The organism is Streptosporangium sp. NPDC000239 (assembly GCF_040300765.1).
Lineage (GTDB): Bacteria > Actinomycetota > Actinomycetes > Streptosporangiales > Streptosporangiaceae > Streptosporangium.
The window spans coordinates 13,554-29,531 of the sequence record NZ_JBEPEI010000025.1; the positions used below are offsets into that span (position 1 = coordinate 13,554).

The 15,978-nt window shown below is 71.5% G+C and carries 16 protein-coding genes; all 16 read right to left on the reverse strand.

Annotation, left to right across the window (positions count from 1 at the left end; translation table 11 throughout):
- Positions 1-2: 2 nt before the first annotated feature.
- A complete protein-coding gene (gene fabG / locus ABT340_RS37835) occupies positions 3-743 on the reverse strand; it encodes a 3-oxoacyl-[acyl-carrier-protein] reductase (RefSeq protein ID WP_352015732.1) in 741 nt (246 codons plus the stop codon).
- Positions 740-1,231, reverse strand: a complete 492-nt coding sequence (locus ABT340_RS37840) for a 3-hydroxyacyl-ACP dehydratase FabZ family protein (RefSeq protein WP_352015733.1) — start codon at positions 1,229-1,231, stop codon at positions 740-742. The genes fabG and ABT340_RS37840 overlap by 4 nt, the downstream gene beginning before the upstream one ends.
- Positions 1,228-1,584: a 3-hydroxyacyl-ACP dehydratase FabZ family protein gene (locus ABT340_RS37845; protein WP_352015734.1), complete on the reverse strand. Its 357-nt coding sequence runs from the start codon at positions 1,582-1,584 to the stop codon at positions 1,228-1,230. Before ABT340_RS37845 ends, ABT340_RS37840 begins: the two co-directional genes overlap by 4 nt.
- The gene (locus ABT340_RS37850) at positions 1,581-1,847 is read right to left on the reverse strand and encodes an acyl carrier protein (protein ID WP_352015735.1); all 267 of its coding nucleotides are present in this window, start codon (positions 1,845-1,847) and stop codon (positions 1,581-1,583) included. Before ABT340_RS37850 ends, ABT340_RS37845 begins: the two co-directional genes overlap by 4 nt.
- A gap of 66 nt (positions 1,848-1,913) precedes the next feature.
- The gene (locus tag ABT340_RS37855) at positions 1,914-2,978 is read right to left on the reverse strand and encodes a beta-ketoacyl synthase N-terminal-like domain-containing protein (RefSeq protein ID WP_352015736.1); all 1,065 of its coding nucleotides are present in this window, start codon (positions 2,976-2,978) and stop codon (positions 1,914-1,916) included.
- Between the two features lie 9 nt (positions 2,979-2,987).
- Positions 2,988-3,818, reverse strand: a complete 831-nt coding sequence (locus ABT340_RS37860; RefSeq protein WP_352015737.1) for an SDR family oxidoreductase — start codon at positions 3,816-3,818, stop codon at positions 2,988-2,990.
- Positions 3,812-4,798, reverse strand: a complete 987-nt coding sequence (locus ABT340_RS37865) for a beta-ketoacyl synthase N-terminal-like domain-containing protein (protein ID WP_352015738.1) — start codon at positions 4,796-4,798, stop codon at positions 3,812-3,814. Before ABT340_RS37865 ends, ABT340_RS37860 begins: the two co-directional genes overlap by 7 nt.
- Positions 4,795-5,934, reverse strand: a complete 1,140-nt coding sequence (locus tag ABT340_RS37870) for a beta-ketoacyl-[acyl-carrier-protein] synthase family protein (protein WP_352015739.1) — start codon at positions 5,932-5,934, stop codon at positions 4,795-4,797. Before ABT340_RS37870 ends, ABT340_RS37865 begins: the two co-directional genes overlap by 4 nt.
- Positions 5,931-6,836: a thioesterase family protein gene (locus ABT340_RS37875; RefSeq protein ID WP_352015740.1), complete on the reverse strand. Its 906-nt coding sequence runs from the start codon at positions 6,834-6,836 to the stop codon at positions 5,931-5,933. Before ABT340_RS37875 ends, ABT340_RS37870 begins: the two co-directional genes overlap by 4 nt.
- Positions 6,833-7,588, reverse strand: coding sequence for an alpha/beta fold hydrolase (locus ABT340_RS37880; protein ID WP_352015741.1), 756 nt, complete (start codon positions 7,586-7,588; stop codon positions 6,833-6,835). The genes ABT340_RS37875 and ABT340_RS37880 overlap by 4 nt, the downstream gene beginning before the upstream one ends.
- On the reverse strand, positions 7,585-8,517 hold the full coding sequence (locus ABT340_RS37885; RefSeq protein ID WP_352015742.1) for a beta-ketoacyl synthase N-terminal-like domain-containing protein: 933 nt from the start codon (positions 8,515-8,517) through the stop codon (positions 7,585-7,587). Before ABT340_RS37885 ends, ABT340_RS37880 begins: the two co-directional genes overlap by 4 nt.
- Positions 8,514-9,656, reverse strand: a complete 1,143-nt coding sequence (locus ABT340_RS37890) for a beta-ketoacyl synthase N-terminal-like domain-containing protein (RefSeq protein ID WP_352015743.1) — start codon at positions 9,654-9,656, stop codon at positions 8,514-8,516. The genes ABT340_RS37885 and ABT340_RS37890 overlap by 4 nt, the downstream gene beginning before the upstream one ends.
- Positions 9,656-10,897 carry a beta-ketoacyl-[acyl-carrier-protein] synthase family protein gene (locus ABT340_RS37895; protein WP_352015744.1) on the reverse strand — a complete coding sequence of 414 codons (1,242 nt, stop codon included), beginning with the start codon at positions 10,895-10,897 and terminating at the stop codon, positions 9,656-9,658. The genes ABT340_RS37890 and ABT340_RS37895 overlap by 1 nt, the downstream gene beginning before the upstream one ends.
- 33 nt (positions 10,898-10,930) lie before the next feature.
- Complete coding sequence (locus ABT340_RS37900; protein WP_352015745.1) at positions 10,931-11,200, reverse strand: acyl carrier protein; 270 nt, start codon at positions 11,198-11,200, stop codon at positions 10,931-10,933.
- Between the two features lie 182 nt (positions 11,201-11,382).
- Positions 11,383-14,574, reverse strand: coding sequence for a formate dehydrogenase (gene fdh / locus ABT340_RS37905; protein WP_352015746.1), 3,192 nt, complete (start codon positions 14,572-14,574; stop codon positions 11,383-11,385).
- A 52-nt stretch (positions 14,575-14,626) separates the two neighbouring features.
- On the reverse strand, positions 14,627-15,973 hold the full coding sequence (locus ABT340_RS37910) for a hypothetical protein (RefSeq protein WP_352015747.1): 1,347 nt from the start codon (positions 15,971-15,973) through the stop codon (positions 14,627-14,629).
- Positions 15,974-15,978 lie beyond the last annotated feature (5 nt).

Here is a 15,978-nt window from a genome sequence, read left to right on the forward strand (position 1 = left end):
CCTCACAGGGCGATGCCTCCGTCGACGCGGATCACCTGGCCGGTGATGTAGGCGGCACGGCCGGAGGCGAGGAAGGAGACCAGGTCGGCGACCTCGCCGGGCGTGCCGAAACGGGCCAGGGAGATCCGTTCGCCCATCTGCTGGACGACCTTCTCGGACAGGCCGGCGGTCATGTCGGTCTCGACGAATCCGGGCGCCACCACGTTCGCGGTGATCCCGTAACGGCCGACCTCCTTGGCCAGCGCCTTGGTGAAGCCGATGATGCCCGCCTTGGAGGCGGAGTAGTTGGTCTGGCCGGAGTTCCCCGCGACGCCGGCCACCGACGACAGCGTGACGACCGAGCCCCGCTTGCGTTTCATCATCCGGAAGATCGCGGCCCGCACCACGTTGTGCGTACCGCCGAGGTTGACGGTGAGCACCCGGTCCCAGTCCTCATCCGTCAGCAGCGCCAGCGGCCTGTCCCTGGTGATCCCCGCGGAGGTGACCACGGCGTGCACCGGGCCGAACTCCTCCTCGACGTCACCGACGAACGCGCGCACCTGGGAGCGGTCGGTCACGTCCACCTGACGGGCCAGCACCCCCGCTCCCGCCTCGACCGCCTCCTTCGCCACCTCGTCCGCGGCCTCGGCGTTGGACTGGTAGCAGAAAGCCACGTCGTAGCCGTCGGCGGCGAGCCTGGTCACCACGGCCCTGCCGATGCCCCGCGATCCGCCGGTGACCAGCGCGACCGGACGGCCGGTCACGACGCGCCTCCCACCGGTGCCGCCTGACGCAGGACCTCGGCCGGCCGCAGCGACACCACCGCGCCGGCCTCGTGCACCACCTCGGAGCCGACCAGGGTCTCCCCCTCCACGATCGAGCTGTCCTCGACCTGGCGGACCAGGCGCACCCGGTGTGAGAGCACCTCGCCGGGCAGTACGGGGCGCAGGAAGCGCACGTTCTTCATCACCCCGCCGAGCACGACCTTGCCGGACAGCACGTCCGGGTTGGGCTGCTCCCACAGGACGAGCAGCGAGGCGGCCTGCGCCCACGACTCCAGGAGCAGCAACGACGGGTAGTGGTGGCCCCTGGGGCCCGCGTCGGCGTCGACGTGCCGGTAGTACGGCTCGTTGCAGGTGACCGCCTTGATCGCGGTCAGGCTCCGGCCCGGTGAGACCTCGGTGACCCGGTCGAGCAGCAGGATCGGGTACCGGTGCGGAATGAACCGTTTGATCTCGTCTACCCCGATCACGCCCCCTCCCGGTACCGCAGCCGGAGCCGGGCGGACTCGCCGCGCTCGGTGCCGACCACCACGGTGTAGTCGCCGTCGCGTGGCGTGGCCCGCACGGTGAGCTCGTCCCCTGGAAGCACCGGGCTGAGGAAGCGGGCGCTCACGATCTCGCTCAGCGTCAGGTCCGCGCCGAACGACGCGCGCAGGGCGCGGTCGACGAACTCCAGCATGCCGACGGCCGGGAACACGGGGAAGCCGGGATAGTGGCCGGCGAACATCGGCTCGTCCGGATCGACGACCACCGTGGCGGTGATCGTGTCCCCGTCGGCACCGACCCGTACGGCCGACGTCGTGAGCGCGGCGGGCCGGCTCATCCGGCGGCCTTCCGCAGCAGCTCTCCCAGCAGGGCGTACGTGCTCTCCAAGGTGGTCACTCCGGCGACCTCGGATTCGTCGATCCTCACCTGGTACTTCTTCTCCAGGTTGACCGTGATCTCCAGCGCCATCAGCGAGTCCACCCCGAGATCCTCGACGAAGTGCGCCTCGTCGGTGACCTCGGCCACGTCGACGTCGAGCGTCGCCGCGATCAGCGTGCGCAGCTCTTCCTTGTCCACCGCGGTGATGATCTGTTCGGTCATGTTCCGTCCCTCTCATAAGCACGGGATTAGGCGGTTCCGAACCGGAGCCGCAGGTCACGGGCAGGGTCACGGGCAGGGTTCCAGGCGCAGCGCCGTGCAACCGACAACGCCGCCACAGTCAACGGACGTCACCAGGGCGAGGCTCCCGGCCGGCTCGTCCCGCCCGGCGGCCAGCGTGGCGGCGAGCTGGAACGCCGCGGACGCGGCGGCCGTGTCGCCGAGTGCCTCCCGGCAGCGCAGCCGTACGGCGGCGCCCCCGATCGCGTCGGTGACGCCCGCGCTCTCCTGCTCGCCGAGCGTTCCCGTCGTCTCCGAGGTGGCCACCAGGCGCACGTCGGCGGGGTCGAGATCGCAACGCGTCAGCAGTCCCGTGACGCACTCCGACAGCCGCCGCCCCGCCTCCTCCTGGTGGCCGAACGCGGCGAACCGCGACCCGAGCACGGTGGCCAGCGGGGTCCGCCCGGATCGGACGGCGTTCTCCCGGGACTCCAGCAGGAAGATCGCGCAGCCCTCGCCCAGCGGCTCGCTCCGCTGACCGGAGTGCCACGCCAGCCAGCCCCGGTGTTCGGAGAACTCCTCGACCGCGCCGCACAGGATCGTCTCGCATCGGCCCCGCCGCAGCAGTCTGGAGGCGTAGTTGAGGGCGAGCAGGCCGGTGACGGCTCCACCGGCGACGGTGGCGTTCGGCCCCTTCAGCCCGTACCAGATGGCGCTCTGCCCGGCGGCACGGTTCATCACCGTGTTGGGGAAGCGGGCCGGGTCGACGTCGTACGGCCGCTCACCGACCATCGAGTCCCTGGTGAAGTCGACGATGCTCTGGACGCTCCCCGACCCGGTGCCGAGCACGAGCCCGACGCGCTCGGGGTGGTCGCCGGGCCCGCCGCCGTACTCCTCCAACAGCATGCCGACACCTGTCACCGCGATGCCGGTCGCCCGGTCCATCCCCCGGGTGCTCTTTCCGCCGAGTTTGGGGGGAATGTCAAAGCCGGGGATGACATACGCCCGGTCGAACGGCCCGCCGTCCGTGACGGGCGACGGCTGCCGTCCCGTGCCGATTCCGGCCGCGAACGGACCGGCCCCGAGTCCGAACGGCGAGGCCACGGACCACCCCGACATGACCAACTCATCCATGTTCTCTCCTCAGCTCCCGGATTCGCCGCCGGCCCACGAACTGCCCGCAGCCAGCAGTTCGGCCCCGTCAACGCCGATGGTGTTGCCGGTGATCCACGAGGTGGTGGTGCTCGACAGCAACACCACCGCCTCGGCGACGTCCTCCGGGACGGTCAGCCGGTGGTGCGGGTTGTTCCGCGCGCTGTTCCGGCTGAACTCGTGGTGTTCCGGGATCCGCCGGAGCGCGGGCGTCAGCGTGACGCCGGCGCGCAGCGCGTTCACCGCGACGCCTCTCGGCGCCAGTTCGCAGGCCAGCTGACGCACGTGCGCCTCCAGCGCGCACTTGGCCGCCGAAACCGCGCCGTAGCTGGGCAGGTGCTGGACCGCCCCGGCGCTGGTCATCGCGAACACCTTGGCGCCGGGGGGAAGCAGATCGGCGGCGGCCAGGTCCTGGACCCAGTACACGAGGCTGTTCGCCATCACGTCCATGGTCATCTCAAGCTGCGGTCCGCTGATCCCGGCCGCGCCCTCCTCGGCGGGCAGGTAACGCACCAGCGTGCCGAAGGCCAGCGAGTGCAGCAGGACTCTCAGCCCGGCGCCGTCGGTCAGCTCCGCGAGCCCGGCGACGATCTCCTGCCGCACGGTCTTACGGGCCGCGTTGGCGTTGTGGAAGTGGACCCGCACCCCGTAGGAGGACAGCTTCTCCCTCAGCTGGGTGACGGACTCGTCCATCGCGGCGGTGTCGAAGTGCACCCCGACGACGTTCATGCCCTGCTGGGCCATGGCCAGCGCGCAGGCCCGGCCGATTCCGCTGGAGACGCCGAGGACCAGGCCCCAGCTCTTGTCGAGTGACGTCAACATTGCCGACTCCCGGTTGGCTGGGCCGAATGGACGGGACGCATCCCGCCGAAGGCGAAGTTGCCCTCGGCGGTCGCGGTGATCACCAGGCTGGGCCGCCTCTCGGCCGCGCCGAACAGCCGGGCGAGCAGCAGAAGGGGGGCGAGGCAGCCGCCGTCGGCGGTGAGCGCGGGACGCACCGTCAGGCCGGTGGCGGCGAGGACACCGGCCAGGGCCCGGCTCACCGCCGAGTCGTCGAGGACCGGGCGGACCACGACGTCGCCGGTGCCCAGCCGGGACACCGCGGTCTCGATCTGCGCGGCCAGCTGGCGCCGCCCGGCGGAGGTGGTCATCAGAGCGGGGGGCGCGAACGCGGTCCTGGCGAAGCAGGATCCGAGGATGGGCGCGCCGCGTTCCTCGGCCAGCGCGCGCGGTTCCATGGTCATGGCCACCGCTCCCTGCTCGGCCGCCAGTCCCGGCGCGTGGTGCGGCAGGCCGTGTTCCATGGCGGCGGCGATCAGCACGTCGGCCCGGCCCGCAGCCAGCGCCCTCAACCCGATCTCGACGGCCTCGAACCCGGCCACCCGCGGCGAGGTGAGCGTCAGGCTGAACGCCTTGATCTGGTGGTCGCTGGCCAGGCGGCCGCTGAGCACGTTGATCGCGAAGTAGGGGGCTCCCGCCGGGCTGAGGTCGTCGGAGTGTCCCGTGGTGACCACGCGGTCGACGTCGTCGAAGTAGGCGCGCAGTGCGCCGTTCGTGCCGACCGCCGCGCCGCGCCGGTGCGCGGGCACGTGTTCGAGGCCGCCTCCGCCGGTCACGGCGCGGCGCGCGGCGGCGAGCAGGTACTGCGAGGCCGGCGGCAGGTATTTGTACCCGCGCGGCCCGAGCTCCGTGGTCACGTCGAACCAGGGGCCGTGACGCTCGGGCACGACCGTCCCGACACCGGTGACGACGATGTCCCCCACGTCCCCTATGCCCCTGATGTCCCTGATCTCCCCGGTCATGCCGCCTCCTCCAGGACGAAGGAGGCGTTGTTGCCGCCGAAGGCGTACGCGTTGACCATGATCCGCGGCGTCCTGAGGCGGACCGGGCCGTCGACCGGCAGGTACACCTCGCACTCCGGGTCCTGCTCCCCGATCGCGACGTTCGGCGGCACCGTGCCGGAGCGGAGGATGAGGGCGGCCGCCACCGCGCCGAGCGCGGCCGCCGCCCCGCCGGTGTGCCCGAGGAGCGCCTTGATGCTGTACAGGGGGACCTTGTCGGCCCGCTCGCCCAGGACGGTCCGCAGCGCGCGGCTCTCGACCAGGTCGTTGAGCCGCGTGCCGGTGCCGTGCGGGATGACGCATCCCAGGCGTCCTGACTCGCCCAGCGCCTCCCGCATCGCGCGGACGATCTGCTCCCCGCTGGGTTCCGGCGCGGTGAGGTGGTGCGCGTCGCAGCTCCAGCCGGCCCCGGCCACCCTGCCGTACACGGCCGCCCCGCGCCCGTAGGCGTGCTCGGCCGATTCGAGGACCAGGATTCCCGCGCCCTCGGCGAGCACGGTCCCCCGGCGGTCCCGGTCGAAGGGACGGCACCGGACCGGATCGATCGCGCCGAGGCGGTCGAACGACGCCCAGCCGACCCTGGAGTAGGCGTCCACCCCGCCCGCGATCACCACGTCCGCCTCACCGCCGCGAACCATGTCGGCGGCGACGCTCAGCGCGAACCCGCCCGCGGCGCAGGCGTTGCTGATGCTCACGTTGACACCGAACGCGCCGAGCCGCTCGCCCACCTCCGAGGCGAGCCTGAACGTCGGGTTCCAGCCGGTGCCCGGCTCCCGGCTCCTGCCGCTCTCGTGCAGCATGGCCTCGCCCATGCACGAGCCGATGACCACGCCGATCCGCATGGGCCAGTCGCGCCGTTCCAGGCCCGCGTCCCTGAGCGCCTCGCTCACCGCCGAGTTCAGCAGCCGGCCGGCCCGCCCGTCGCCGAACGCCGCGTCGGGCACCCGATGCATCAGCGGGTGGCGCAGGTTCGCCCCCGGGTCGGGGATGCGCTCGGGAACCGGGGGCAGGGCTCCGGCCATCGCCGCCCGCAGCACCGCGGCACCGTACCCCTGGCAGGTGACCGCGCCGACGCCGGTGACCAGGACGTCCGTCATCGCGACGCGCCGGAGAGCGCGGCCGAGAGGCGGTCGTCGAAGGACACCAGGCCCCATTCGGACCGGCCGGAGAGCTCGGCGTATCCGTGGGTGATCCGGCCGGTGGCGGTGGGGACGAGCAGGCCGTCGCGGAGCACGTAGCAGTCCATCCGCGAGGTGTAGGTCAACCGTTTGAAGACGTCCTCGACGGTCAGGACCGTGTAGAGCTCCTCCTCCATCAGCGCCTCGTCCAGCAGCGTGATCCTGGAGTGCGGCACGGCGGGGATCCATCCCTGCTCGTCGAGCAGTCGTTTGACCGACACACCGCGGTCGGCGAGGAAGAGGTCCACAACCTCCTCCATAATCCGCAAATATCCGGACATCTGCATGCGCTCGGTGAAGTGGCAATAGAAGTAGGGAATCCGCCATTTCCAGGCGAAGGCGTTGCGGCCGCCGGTCAGGACGTCGAGCGGGTCGGCGCCGTCGGGCACCTGCACACTCTTGTCCTGCTCCCCGAGCCGAGCCACCGTGTACGGGCGCAGTTCGGCCGGGATCTCGCCCGCGCCGCCGCGAGGGTCGTGCCGTAGCGACACCTTGACCTTGGCGCTGACGGCCTTCGGCGCGCCGGGGTCCGCGTTGGGCCGGATGACGACGGTGAAGGTGAGCGTCCCGGGCTCGGCCACGGTGACCTCGGCGGTCGCCAGGTCGTCGATGCGCAGCGCGCTCAGGATCCTGGTGTCGATGTCGACCAGGTCGACGCACAGCCCGTGATCGTGGTAGAGATCGGTGGCTCTTATCCCCGACCGGCGCAGGTGTTCGAGCACCGCCTCCTCGACCAGGTAGTTCAGGTGCTTGAAGCCGATCCAGGTGCCGACGTTCGCACCTTCGTACCGGGGCCGGATCTCCAGGCGGGTGACGGTCACGTGCTCTCCAGATGGTGTGTCGCGGCGAACTCACCGATCAGCTCGGCGAATCGGTGCGCCTGTTCGATCATCGGCAGGTGCCCTGCGGGCAGGATCTCGAAGCGGGCGTGTGGCAGCGCCTCGGCCAGCGTCCGCCCGTCCCGCGGCGGGGCCGCGGGGTCGTCGGCGCCGCTGATCACCAGGCAGGGTACGGTGACGGCGGCGGTGTCCAGCATGGGTGAGCGCAGGTAGGCGTCGAAGAACCGCATCCACCCGTACGGGCCGAGCCGCTCGCGCAGTTTCAGCGCCATGTCGTGGCGGACGCCGGCGGCCAGCCGGCCCTCCGAGCTGACCCGCAGACCGTCGTCGAGGATGCCGTGGAAACCATGGAGGTAGCTCTCGATGGTCGCCCAGTCGAACTCGGCCGGGCTGGCCCGGTAGAACGGCGACACGAGCACGGCGGCCGGTCCGCCGTCGCGTGCGAGCACCTCCAGCAGCACGTTGGCCGCGAAGGAGTGCGCGACGACCAGGTCGACGGCGCCGGCCTCGTCGATGGCCGCCCTGACCCACGAGGTGGCGTCGCCCCGCCTGCTCCACTCTCCGGTGTCGCCCGCCGACCACGGCAGGGCGGCCTCCCACAGCTCCAGGTCCGGGCCTGCCAGCTCCGTGAACCGGTTCCACGTCGAGGGGCCACCGCCGAGCCCGTACAGCATCAGCACACGCACCGGTCGTTCGACGGTGGCGGGGCGGCGGCACCTGACCCGGGGGGTCATCGACCGGCCCCGGCCGCGGTGGGCGCCGGAGTGAGCACGGTGGCCGCCGCGGCGTCGGAGGCGTTCACGCTCGCCAGTACGGCGCCGTCGCCACCCGCGCTCAACCAGGAGGCCCCGGCGACGCACTGCACGACGCCGAGCGCGCCCGAGCAGCGCCCGAGCAGCGCGGTCAGGTCATGGGTCGCGGCTCCGGCCGTCTCCTCCGTCGTGGGCGGCTGTTCGGGCAGGCACCACAGACCGACGGGTCCGGCCTGCTCCAGTACGTGACCGACCGCCTCGTCGTGCGTCTCCCGCCTGGCGTAGCGGCCCAGCCGGGCCAGCGACCCGGCTCCGCGTTCGCGCGCGGCCTCCTCCGACTCCAGCACCAGCGCGGCGGCGCCGTCGAACAGCGGCCCGACCAGGTGGGTCACCACCTCGTTGACCGGTTCGACGCCGACCACGAGCATCCGCCGCGCCCGCCCGGCGTCGATCATCATCCCGGCCCAGTACACCGCGTCCAGGCCGGAGGTGGGCCCGTTGCACAGGGTCAGGTTCACCCCGCGCAGTCCGAACGAGATCGCCAGCCACGAGGCCGTCACGTTGCTCGCGGTGGCGGGCAGCATCATGGGGCTGGTGGCGCCGTAACCGTGCTCGGCGATGGTGGACACCGTGGCGCACACCGTGTCCACGTTGCCGAAGTTGGAGCTGACCACCACGCCGATGCTCTCGCCCGGCACCGCGAGGCCCGGATCGAGCAGCAGGCCGGCGTCGGTGAGGGCGTCCCTGCCCGCGCACAGCGCCAGCTTGGTCGCCCGGTCCTTGTACCGCAGGCCACGCCCGCTCAGCCCGGTGATCGGATCCTCTCCACCCGGCGTCGTGGTCGTCAGCAACAGGTCCGCCGGCCGGGCCACCCCGCCGATCGCGGTTCCCACACCGGTGATCACCGTCATCGGTCCGCCGCCTTCTCCACAACGGCCACCGCGTTCAGGCCGCCGAACCCGAACGCGTTCACCTGGGCGAATCGCACCGCGGCGCGCACCGCCCGGTCGCGGACCAGGCGCAGTCCCGCCATCTCGTCCATGACGTCCGTGACGCCGACCACCGGCGGCACGACCCCGGTCCGCATGGACTCCAGCGCGACGAGCAGGCTGTGCAGGCCGGAGGCCCCCGCGGTGTGCCCGGTCATCGACTTGATCGCCGTCATCCAGGGCGAAGGACGGACCTCGCCGAAGACCTCGCCGAGGCTGCGCGCCTCGGCCTCGTCGTTCAGCGGCGTCCCCGTACCGTGGAGCAGCAGCAGGTCGATGTCGCCCGGGGTCAGGCCCGCGCGCTCGTGCGCCTGCCGTACCGCCAGGGCGATGCTCTTGGCGTCGGGCGCGGAGGGGTGGTAGGCGTCGCAGTTCACCGCGACCGAGCGCACCAGCCCGTACACCTTCCCGGAGGTGGCCTGCGATGCCCGGCGCAGGACGACCGCGGCCGCCCCCTCGCCCTGGAGCATGCCCCTGCGTCCCTTGTCGAAGGGGCGCAGGGCGTCGGGCGGGTCGGAATAGCAGCGGTCGAGCAGGCCGTAGGTGCTCTCCGAGATGTTGTCGACGCCCGCCACGATCACCGCGTCGGCGGCGCCGGCGTTCAGCAGATCGGTGCCGAGCGCGAGCGCGTAGAGCGAGGCCGCGCAGGCGTTGGCGACCGTGAAGGTCTGGGAGGCGTTGAAGCGGCGGCGCAGCGCGGTGCCGAAGTGCAGCTCGTCGGTGTCGAAGGCGACGCCGTCGCGCCAGCTCAACTCGACCGAGCGCAGCTCGCGCAGGGTGGTTCCCACGAGGATCGGCACGTCACGCAGGTCCTCGCCCAGACCCGCGTCGCGGGCCGCGACCCCCACCACGTGCTCCAGCCACCTGGACGAGCGCAGCGGCACGTCACCGCCCTCTTCGGGCCGGTCGTCGATCTCGAAGGCGAGCTTGGTCCGGTACTTGCTCAGATCGAATCCGCGCGGCTCGGCCGCCGTTCCCCAGCCCCCGCACAGCGAGGCAAAGATCTCCTCCACGTCGACGCCGGCACTGGCGACCGCGCCGACACCGCAGACGGCGACCATCACGCCCCCCGGTACTTGCCGAGGATGAGCACGGCGTTGTTGCCCCCGAAGGCGAGCGCGTTGTTCTGCACCACGTTCAGCTCCGCCGGGCGCGCCTGGTTGGGCACGCAGTCCAGCGCGCACTCCGGGTCCGTTTCGACGTGGTTGATCGTCGGCGGGATGAAGCCCTCGGTGATGGCCAGCGCGCACGCCGCCGCGGCGAGGGCGCTGGCCGCGCCCATCGAGTGCCCGATCATCGACTTGATCGAGACGGTGGCGGGCGGCCTGGTGCCGAACACCTGGTGGATGGCGCGCGCCTCGGTGATGTCGTTGGCCTTCGTCCCGGTACCGTGCGCCGAGATGAAGTCGATCTCCTCCGGCTTCACTCCTGCGTCCCGGTGGGCCAGGCGCATGCAGTCGGCGATGCTGTCCCGGTCGGGCGCGACCGGGTGGTGGGCGTCGCAGTTCAGCCCGAACCCGAGGATCTCCGCGTAGATGCGCGCGCCGCGGGCCAGCGCCGACTCCATGCTCTCCAGCAGGAGGATTCCCGCTCCCTCGCCGGTCAGGATGCCCTTGCGGCCTCGGTCGAACGGCTGGCAGACCTGGGGGGCGATCGTCCCCAGGCGGTAGAAGCCCGCGAAGGTCTTGCGGCACAGCGCGTCCGCGCCGCCGCACAAGGCGACGTCGACGTCGCCGCTCTGCACGGCGTCGAAGCCGTGGCCGATCGCGTAGTTGCCCGCCGCGCACGCGGTGGGCAGAGTGACGGCCTCGACGTCGGTCATGCCGAGCTCACGCGCGATGCTCGACGAGAGCCTGCCGGCACCGACGCGCCCGCTCAGCGCGGGATCGAGCCGGTCGAGGCCGCGGTCGATTCCCTGTCCGGCCAGGTTGTCGAAGTCCCGCCCCTCACCGTTGGTGGTGCCGACCGACACCAGCGCGCGTCGCGCGCGCAGTTCCCGCGGCTGCAGGCCGGCGTCCCGCACGGCCATCCCCGCCGCCGCCACCGACAGCTGACTGGCCCGGCCGAGCTCGGCCGGGTCGAGACGGTCGATCGACGCGGCCGGATCGAAATCGGTGACCTCGCATGCGTTGGCGTATTCGAACCCGGTCGTGTCGAACGCGGTGATGGGTTTGACCCCGCTACGCCCTTCTCGTAATCCAGAAAGGAATTCCTGCACGCCGATGCCGATACTGGTGATCGCACCGATACCGGTGACGACCACCCGTCTTCTGAAATGTTTATCCGTTCGCGGTCCGCTCATCAACGCCCTCCTGTCCAGTCGCCGTCAGAGGTGTTATCGGGCGGACGCCTCCGTGACGACGGTGTAGACGCCCTCAAGGTTGGTCATCCTGACCAGTTCCTCCTGGTCGATGCTGACCTTGAGGGTGCGCTCAAGGGCCGCGAGGATCTCGATGGCCCGCAGGGAGTCCGCGCCGTGGTCCTCGCTGAACAGGCTGGTTTCGGTGACCCCGTCCGGGTCGATCTCGAGGATCTCGCAAATGAGGCTCTTGATCTGGGCGCGTTGCGCAGGAGCCAGACCGGCGGGCACGTTGAGTTCGGTCATTGTTCCTCCATTAATGGCATGAGCTCGCCGCCGCGGGCACATCGAACCGGTTAAGTGGAAGAAATATTCTGCGGACCGCTATACTTTTCCTATACAACCTCGGCTGCGGGAAATCATCGAGAATGCCGTCACGCGTCCAGGGCCACTGGAACACACTCCGGGTCGTCAGGCCGCCCGTCCGCTCAGCGGTCGCGGTACTCCCTGATCAGTTCGAGCAGCGCCGGGCCGGTCGGGCGCCTGCCCGGCCTCAGGTCGCAGGTGACGGCCTTGCCCTCCTGGATGTAGACGTTCGGGTCGAGCACGAGGGGCAGCAGGTCGTTGGCGGCGTCGCCGGTCACCAGCCCACCCCCGCCCCATCCCCAGTGGTACGGCAGGCCGACCTGGTGGACCGTACGGCCCTGCAGCCGCAGCGGCCGGACGCGTCGGGTGACCAGGACCCGGGCCTCGATCGCGGTGCGGGTCGTCACGATCGTCGCCCAGCCGCCGTTGACCAGCCCGGTCAGTTCGGCCAGTTCCGGTGAGACCTCGCAGAACAGCGCCGGCTGCAACTCGGCCAGGTAGGGCAGCGGCCTGCTCATGGCGCCCGCCGTGTGGTGCTCGGTCAGCCGGTAGGTCGTCAGGACGTAGGGGAAACGTGGTGACTCAGGCGGGTTGTACGGGCTCTCCGGGCGGTCGTAGACGCGGCGGGCGGGGTTGGCCCGCCGGCCGTACAGGGGGTTGGGCAGCGGTGACTCGTGCGGCTCGTAGTGGGTGGGCAGCGGCCCGTCGGCCAGGCCGGCGGGGGCGAACAGCCAGCCCTTGCCGTCGGCCTGCATGATGAACGGGTCGGTCCCGGCCAGGGCGTCCTCGGCCTGCGCGCCCTGTGGCGGCAGGTAGCCGGGCGGCTTGGCCGGCTCGAAGTCGGGCACGTCGTGGCCGGTCCACTCGCCCTTTTCGGCGTCCCACCAGACGTAGGCCTTGCGTTCGCTCCACGGGCGGCCCTCGGGGTCGGCGGAGGCCCGGTTGTAGAGCACGCGCCGGTTGGCGGGCCAGGCCCAGCCCCACTCGGGCGCCACCCAGCTCTGCTCGTCGCCCGGTCTGCGCCGGGCGGCCTGGTTGACCTCGTCGGCGTAGACGCCGCAGTAGATCCAGCAGCCGCACCGGGTCGAGCCGTCCGCCTTGAGTTCGGTGTAGGCCGACAGCGTCCGCCCGTCGGGGCCGGTGCCGTTGATCTCCCGCAGCACGGCGGGCGCGGACGGCTCGGCGCGCTCGCCCTCCTCCGGGTAGTCCCAGGTCAGCTCGCGCAGCGGGCGGTCGATCTCGTCGCCGGTCAGCGCGGCCTTGATCCGCTTGCCGAGGTGGTAGTAGAACCACAGCTCGCTGCGGCAGTCCTCCGGCGCGTCGAGTGCCTTGTGCCGCCACTGCAGCAGCCGCTGGGTGTTGGTGAAGGTGCCCTCCTTCTCGACGTGGCTGGCGGCGGGCAGGAAGAACACCTCGGTCGCGATGTCCTCGGTGCGCATCTCCCCGGTGGCCAGTTCCGGGCCGTCCTTCCAGAACGTGGCGGTCTCGACGAGGGTCAGGTCCCGCACGACCAGCCAGTCGAGGTTGGCCAGCCCGAGCCGCTGCGCCCTGCCTCCCGAGGAACCGATGGCCGGGTTCTCCCCCACCACGAAGTAGCCCTTGACGGTGCCGTCGATCTGCCCCATCACGGTCGTGTAGTGGCCGTGGTCGCCGGTCAGGCGGGGCAGGTAACCGAAGCAGAAGTCGTTGTCCGGGCTGGCGTGCTCCCCCCACCACGCCTTGAGCAGGCTCACCATGTAGGAGCGTTTCCTGCCCCAGAAGCCCGTCTCCGCTCCGGCCCCCCGCAGGTAGTCGTCGAGGGTGTCGTGCCCGTGGGCGTTCGGCATCGGCAGGTAGCCGGGCAGGATGTTGAACAGCGTCGGGATGTCCGTCGAGCCCTGGATGCTCGCGTGGCCGCGCAGAGCCATGATGCCGCCGCCCGGCCGTCCCATGTTGCCCAGCAGCAGCTGCAGGATCGAGGCGGTGCGGATGTACTGCGCGCCCACGGTGTGCTGGGTCCAGCCGACCGCGTACACCCAGGCGGTGGTGCGTTCCCTGCCGGAGTTCTCGGTGATCGCCCCGGCCAGTTCGGCGAAGTCCTCCCTGGAGACACCGCAGACCTGTTCGACCAGCTCCGGGGTGTAGCGGGCGAAGTGGCGCCGGAGGATCTGGTAGACGCAGCGCGGGTGGCGCAGCGTCGGATCGGCGGGCGGCCTGGCCTGTTCCCGCGCGCCACCGGAGCCGTACTGGTCGGGACCGGCCACCTCTGCGTGGTAGGCCCCGCCTTCGAGCTGCTCGCCGCGCAGCCCGGCGGCGGGTTCCTCCTCGGTTCCCTCGTAGGCCCAGCTCGACGGGTCGTACTTACGGCTGTCGGGGTCGAAGCCGGAGAACAGCCCGTCGAGGTCCTCGGTGTCCCTGAAGTCCTCGGAGACGATCGCCGAGGCGTTGGTGTAGGCCAGCACGTACTCGCGGAAGTCCAGCTCGTTGACCAGCACGTGGTTGATCAGCGCGCCGAGCAACACGATGTCGGCGCCCGCGCGGATCGGCAGGTGCCGGTCGGCCAGCGCGCTGGTGCGGGTGAAGCGCGGATCGACGTGGAACACCTTCGCGCCCCGCGCCTTGGCCTCGACCACCCACTGGAACCCGACCGGATGGCACTCGGCCATGTTCGAGCCCTGGATGACGATGCAGTCGGCGTTGACGAGGTCCTGCTGGAAATTCGTCGCGCCGCCGCGCCCGAAGCTGGTCCCCAGACCGGGGACGGTCGAGGAGTGTCAAATACGGGCCTGGTTCTCGACCTGGATCGCGCCGAGGGCGGTGTAGAGCTTCTTCATCAGGTAGTTCTCTTCGTTGTCCAGCGTCGCCCCGCCCAGGCTGGCGATGCCCATGGTGCGCCGGACCGTCCTGCCCTCCTCCTGCTGCTGCCAGGTCTCCCGGCGGGTACGGAGCACCCGCTCGGCGATCATGTCCATCGCGGTTTCGAGGTCGAGCGGCTCCCATTCGGTGCCGTGGGGGCGCCGGTAGAGCACGTGCCGCTGCCTGCCGGGGTGGGTGACGAGCTGTTTGCTCGCCGAGCCCTTCGGGCAGAGCCTGCCGCGCGAGATGGGCGAGTCGGGGTCGCCCTCGATCTGGGTGACGCGGCCGTCCTTGACGTAGATGAGCTGGCCGCATCCGACCGCGCAGTAGGGGCAGACGGACCTGGTGACGCTGTCGGCCAGCTCGGTCCTGGGGCGCAGCGCGTCGGTGCGCGCCGAACGGGCGGCGCGCGACCTGCCGTCTTCTCCCCTGAGCTGCCGGACAACCGGCCAGCGGGAGATCCATCCCCCCTGTGCCACGTGGCGGTCCTACCCGCCGATACGGTCACTAACCGCCATAACGGCCATCACGTCAGCGACGCCGTACCCCGTGGACGACCCGGCCGGGCTCGCCGCTGCCGCCGAACTCCCACGGCAGCCGCAACGTCCACAGCACCCGGTCGGCGTCGGCCTCCTCGACCGGCATGATCATCTGGGTTCCGCTGAGCCTGCCGCGCAACGCCCTGTCGTACGGCCTGCCGTCCAGGACGTCGGCCTTGCCGCCCGCGGCCCTGACCGCGTCGAGCACCAGGGCGCGGGAGCGCCGGTACCGTTCGGCCCACCAGCTGTCCGGCACGGGCAGCGGCAGCGGGAAGAACGAGGAGACGACCTCGTCGACCCAGGCCAGGTATCTGATCTCCAGGTCGCTGCCCGGCTGCAGCTCGTCGAGCTCCCGCAGCCTGGTCCACGCCCGCTCCCGGTACTGACGCCGGGTCTCGGCGTCCAGCCTGATCGGGGCCTGGGCGTCGCGCGCCATCTCGTCGAGGCCGTGGTAGACGCCCGGGTCGAGCTCGGCGACGGCGAACATCTCCACCAGGATGTCGTACATCCTCTCGGTCCTCGCCGAACGCCAGTGGTCGCCGCCGGGCCCCTTGGGATCACCGAGCCCGGGGAAGCCGATCGCCGGCAGCGCCGGGACGACGGCCTCGCCCGGCTCGCCGCCGAAGGTCCGCGCGAAGTGCTCGCGCTGGAACCTGGCGATGGCCTCGGGCAGCCGCAGGCAGGCCACGTGCAGGCCGATCCACAGCTCCTCGGCCGTCTCCGGGGCCTCGTCGGGTTCGCCCAGGTAGACGACACTGTCCTGGTAGAGGCGGTCGTACTCGTCGCGCAGCCGTACGGTCAGGTCGCCGGGCCCCCTCCTGCCCGTCTCCTCGACGGGCGCCGCGACGGGGGCCGTGGGTTCCACGGACTCCACGGGCTCGGCCGGCTCCACAGCGGCCGGGGGTTCCCTGCGGGACTCCTGGTGCGGGGCGGGGTGCGTCAGGCCGAGCAGCACGCCGACCAGGCCGAGCACCAGGTCTCCGTCCGCCTCCTCCCGCTGCCGGGGACCGTCCCTGTGCAGCAGGATGATCAGCCGTCCGGCCAGGTCGCCGAGCGCGCTCCACAGCGGCACCCGCAGCGGGCTGGCCGCGTCGTCCAGTTCGGCCTGCACCGCCCGGTGCACCTGCCTGCCCGGCACCCGGCAGACGGTGCGCAGCCGGCCGATCAGGTCCTGTCCCCGCAGGTAGAGGTCGGTCGGCACCTGCGCGGCCCGCTGGTCGAGGTGGGTGTCCAGGCGGGTGACGACGTCGCGCAGCAGGTCACGCAACGGCCCGGCGAACGGCGCCGGCCGCCCGTCCAGGCCGAGCAGGGGTTCGAGCAGATCGTCGAGCGTTCGCATGGAGT

Excerpts from the sequence above, each read along its gene's own strand:
- ABT340_RS37845 (WP_352015734.1), bottom strand. The coding sequence starts at position 1,584 with ATGAGCCGGCCCGCCGCGCTCACGACGTCGGCCGTACGGGTCGGTGCC.
- ABT340_RS37850 (WP_352015735.1), bottom strand. The coding sequence starts at position 1,847 with ATGACCGAACAGATCATCACCGCGGTGGACAAGGAAGAGCTGCGCACG.
- ABT340_RS37855 (WP_352015736.1), bottom strand. The coding sequence starts at position 2,978 with ATGGATGAGTTGGTCATGTCGGGGTGGTCCGTGGCCTCGCCGTTCGGA.
- ABT340_RS37860 (WP_352015737.1), bottom strand. The coding sequence starts at position 3,818 with ATGTTGACGTCACTCGACAAGAGCTGGGGCCTGGTCCTCGGCGTCTCC.
- ABT340_RS37865 (WP_352015738.1), bottom strand. The coding sequence starts at position 4,798 with ATGACCGGGGAGATCAGGGACATCAGGGGCATAGGGGACGTGGGGGAC.
- ABT340_RS37870 (WP_352015739.1), bottom strand. The coding sequence starts at position 5,934 with ATGACGGACGTCCTGGTCACCGGCGTCGGCGCGGTCACCTGCCAGGGG.
- ABT340_RS37880 (WP_352015741.1), bottom strand. The coding sequence starts at position 7,588 with ATGACCCCCCGGGTCAGGTGCCGCCGCCCCGCCACCGTCGAACGACCG.
- ABT340_RS37885 (WP_352015742.1), bottom strand. The coding sequence starts at position 8,517 with ATGACGGTGATCACCGGTGTGGGAACCGCGATCGGCGGGGTGGCCCGG.
- ABT340_RS37890 (WP_352015743.1), bottom strand. The coding sequence starts at position 9,656 with ATGGTCGCCGTCTGCGGTGTCGGCGCGGTCGCCAGTGCCGGCGTCGAC.
- ABT340_RS37895 (WP_352015744.1), bottom strand. The coding sequence starts at position 10,897 with ATGAGCGGACCGCGAACGGATAAACATTTCAGAAGACGGGTGGTCGTC.
- ABT340_RS37900 (WP_352015745.1), bottom strand. The coding sequence starts at position 11,200 with ATGACCGAACTCAACGTGCCCGCCGGTCTGGCTCCTGCGCAACGCGCC.
- ABT340_RS37910 (WP_352015747.1), bottom strand. The coding sequence starts at position 15,973 with ATGCGAACGCTCGACGATCTGCTCGAACCCCTGCTCGGCCTGGACGGG.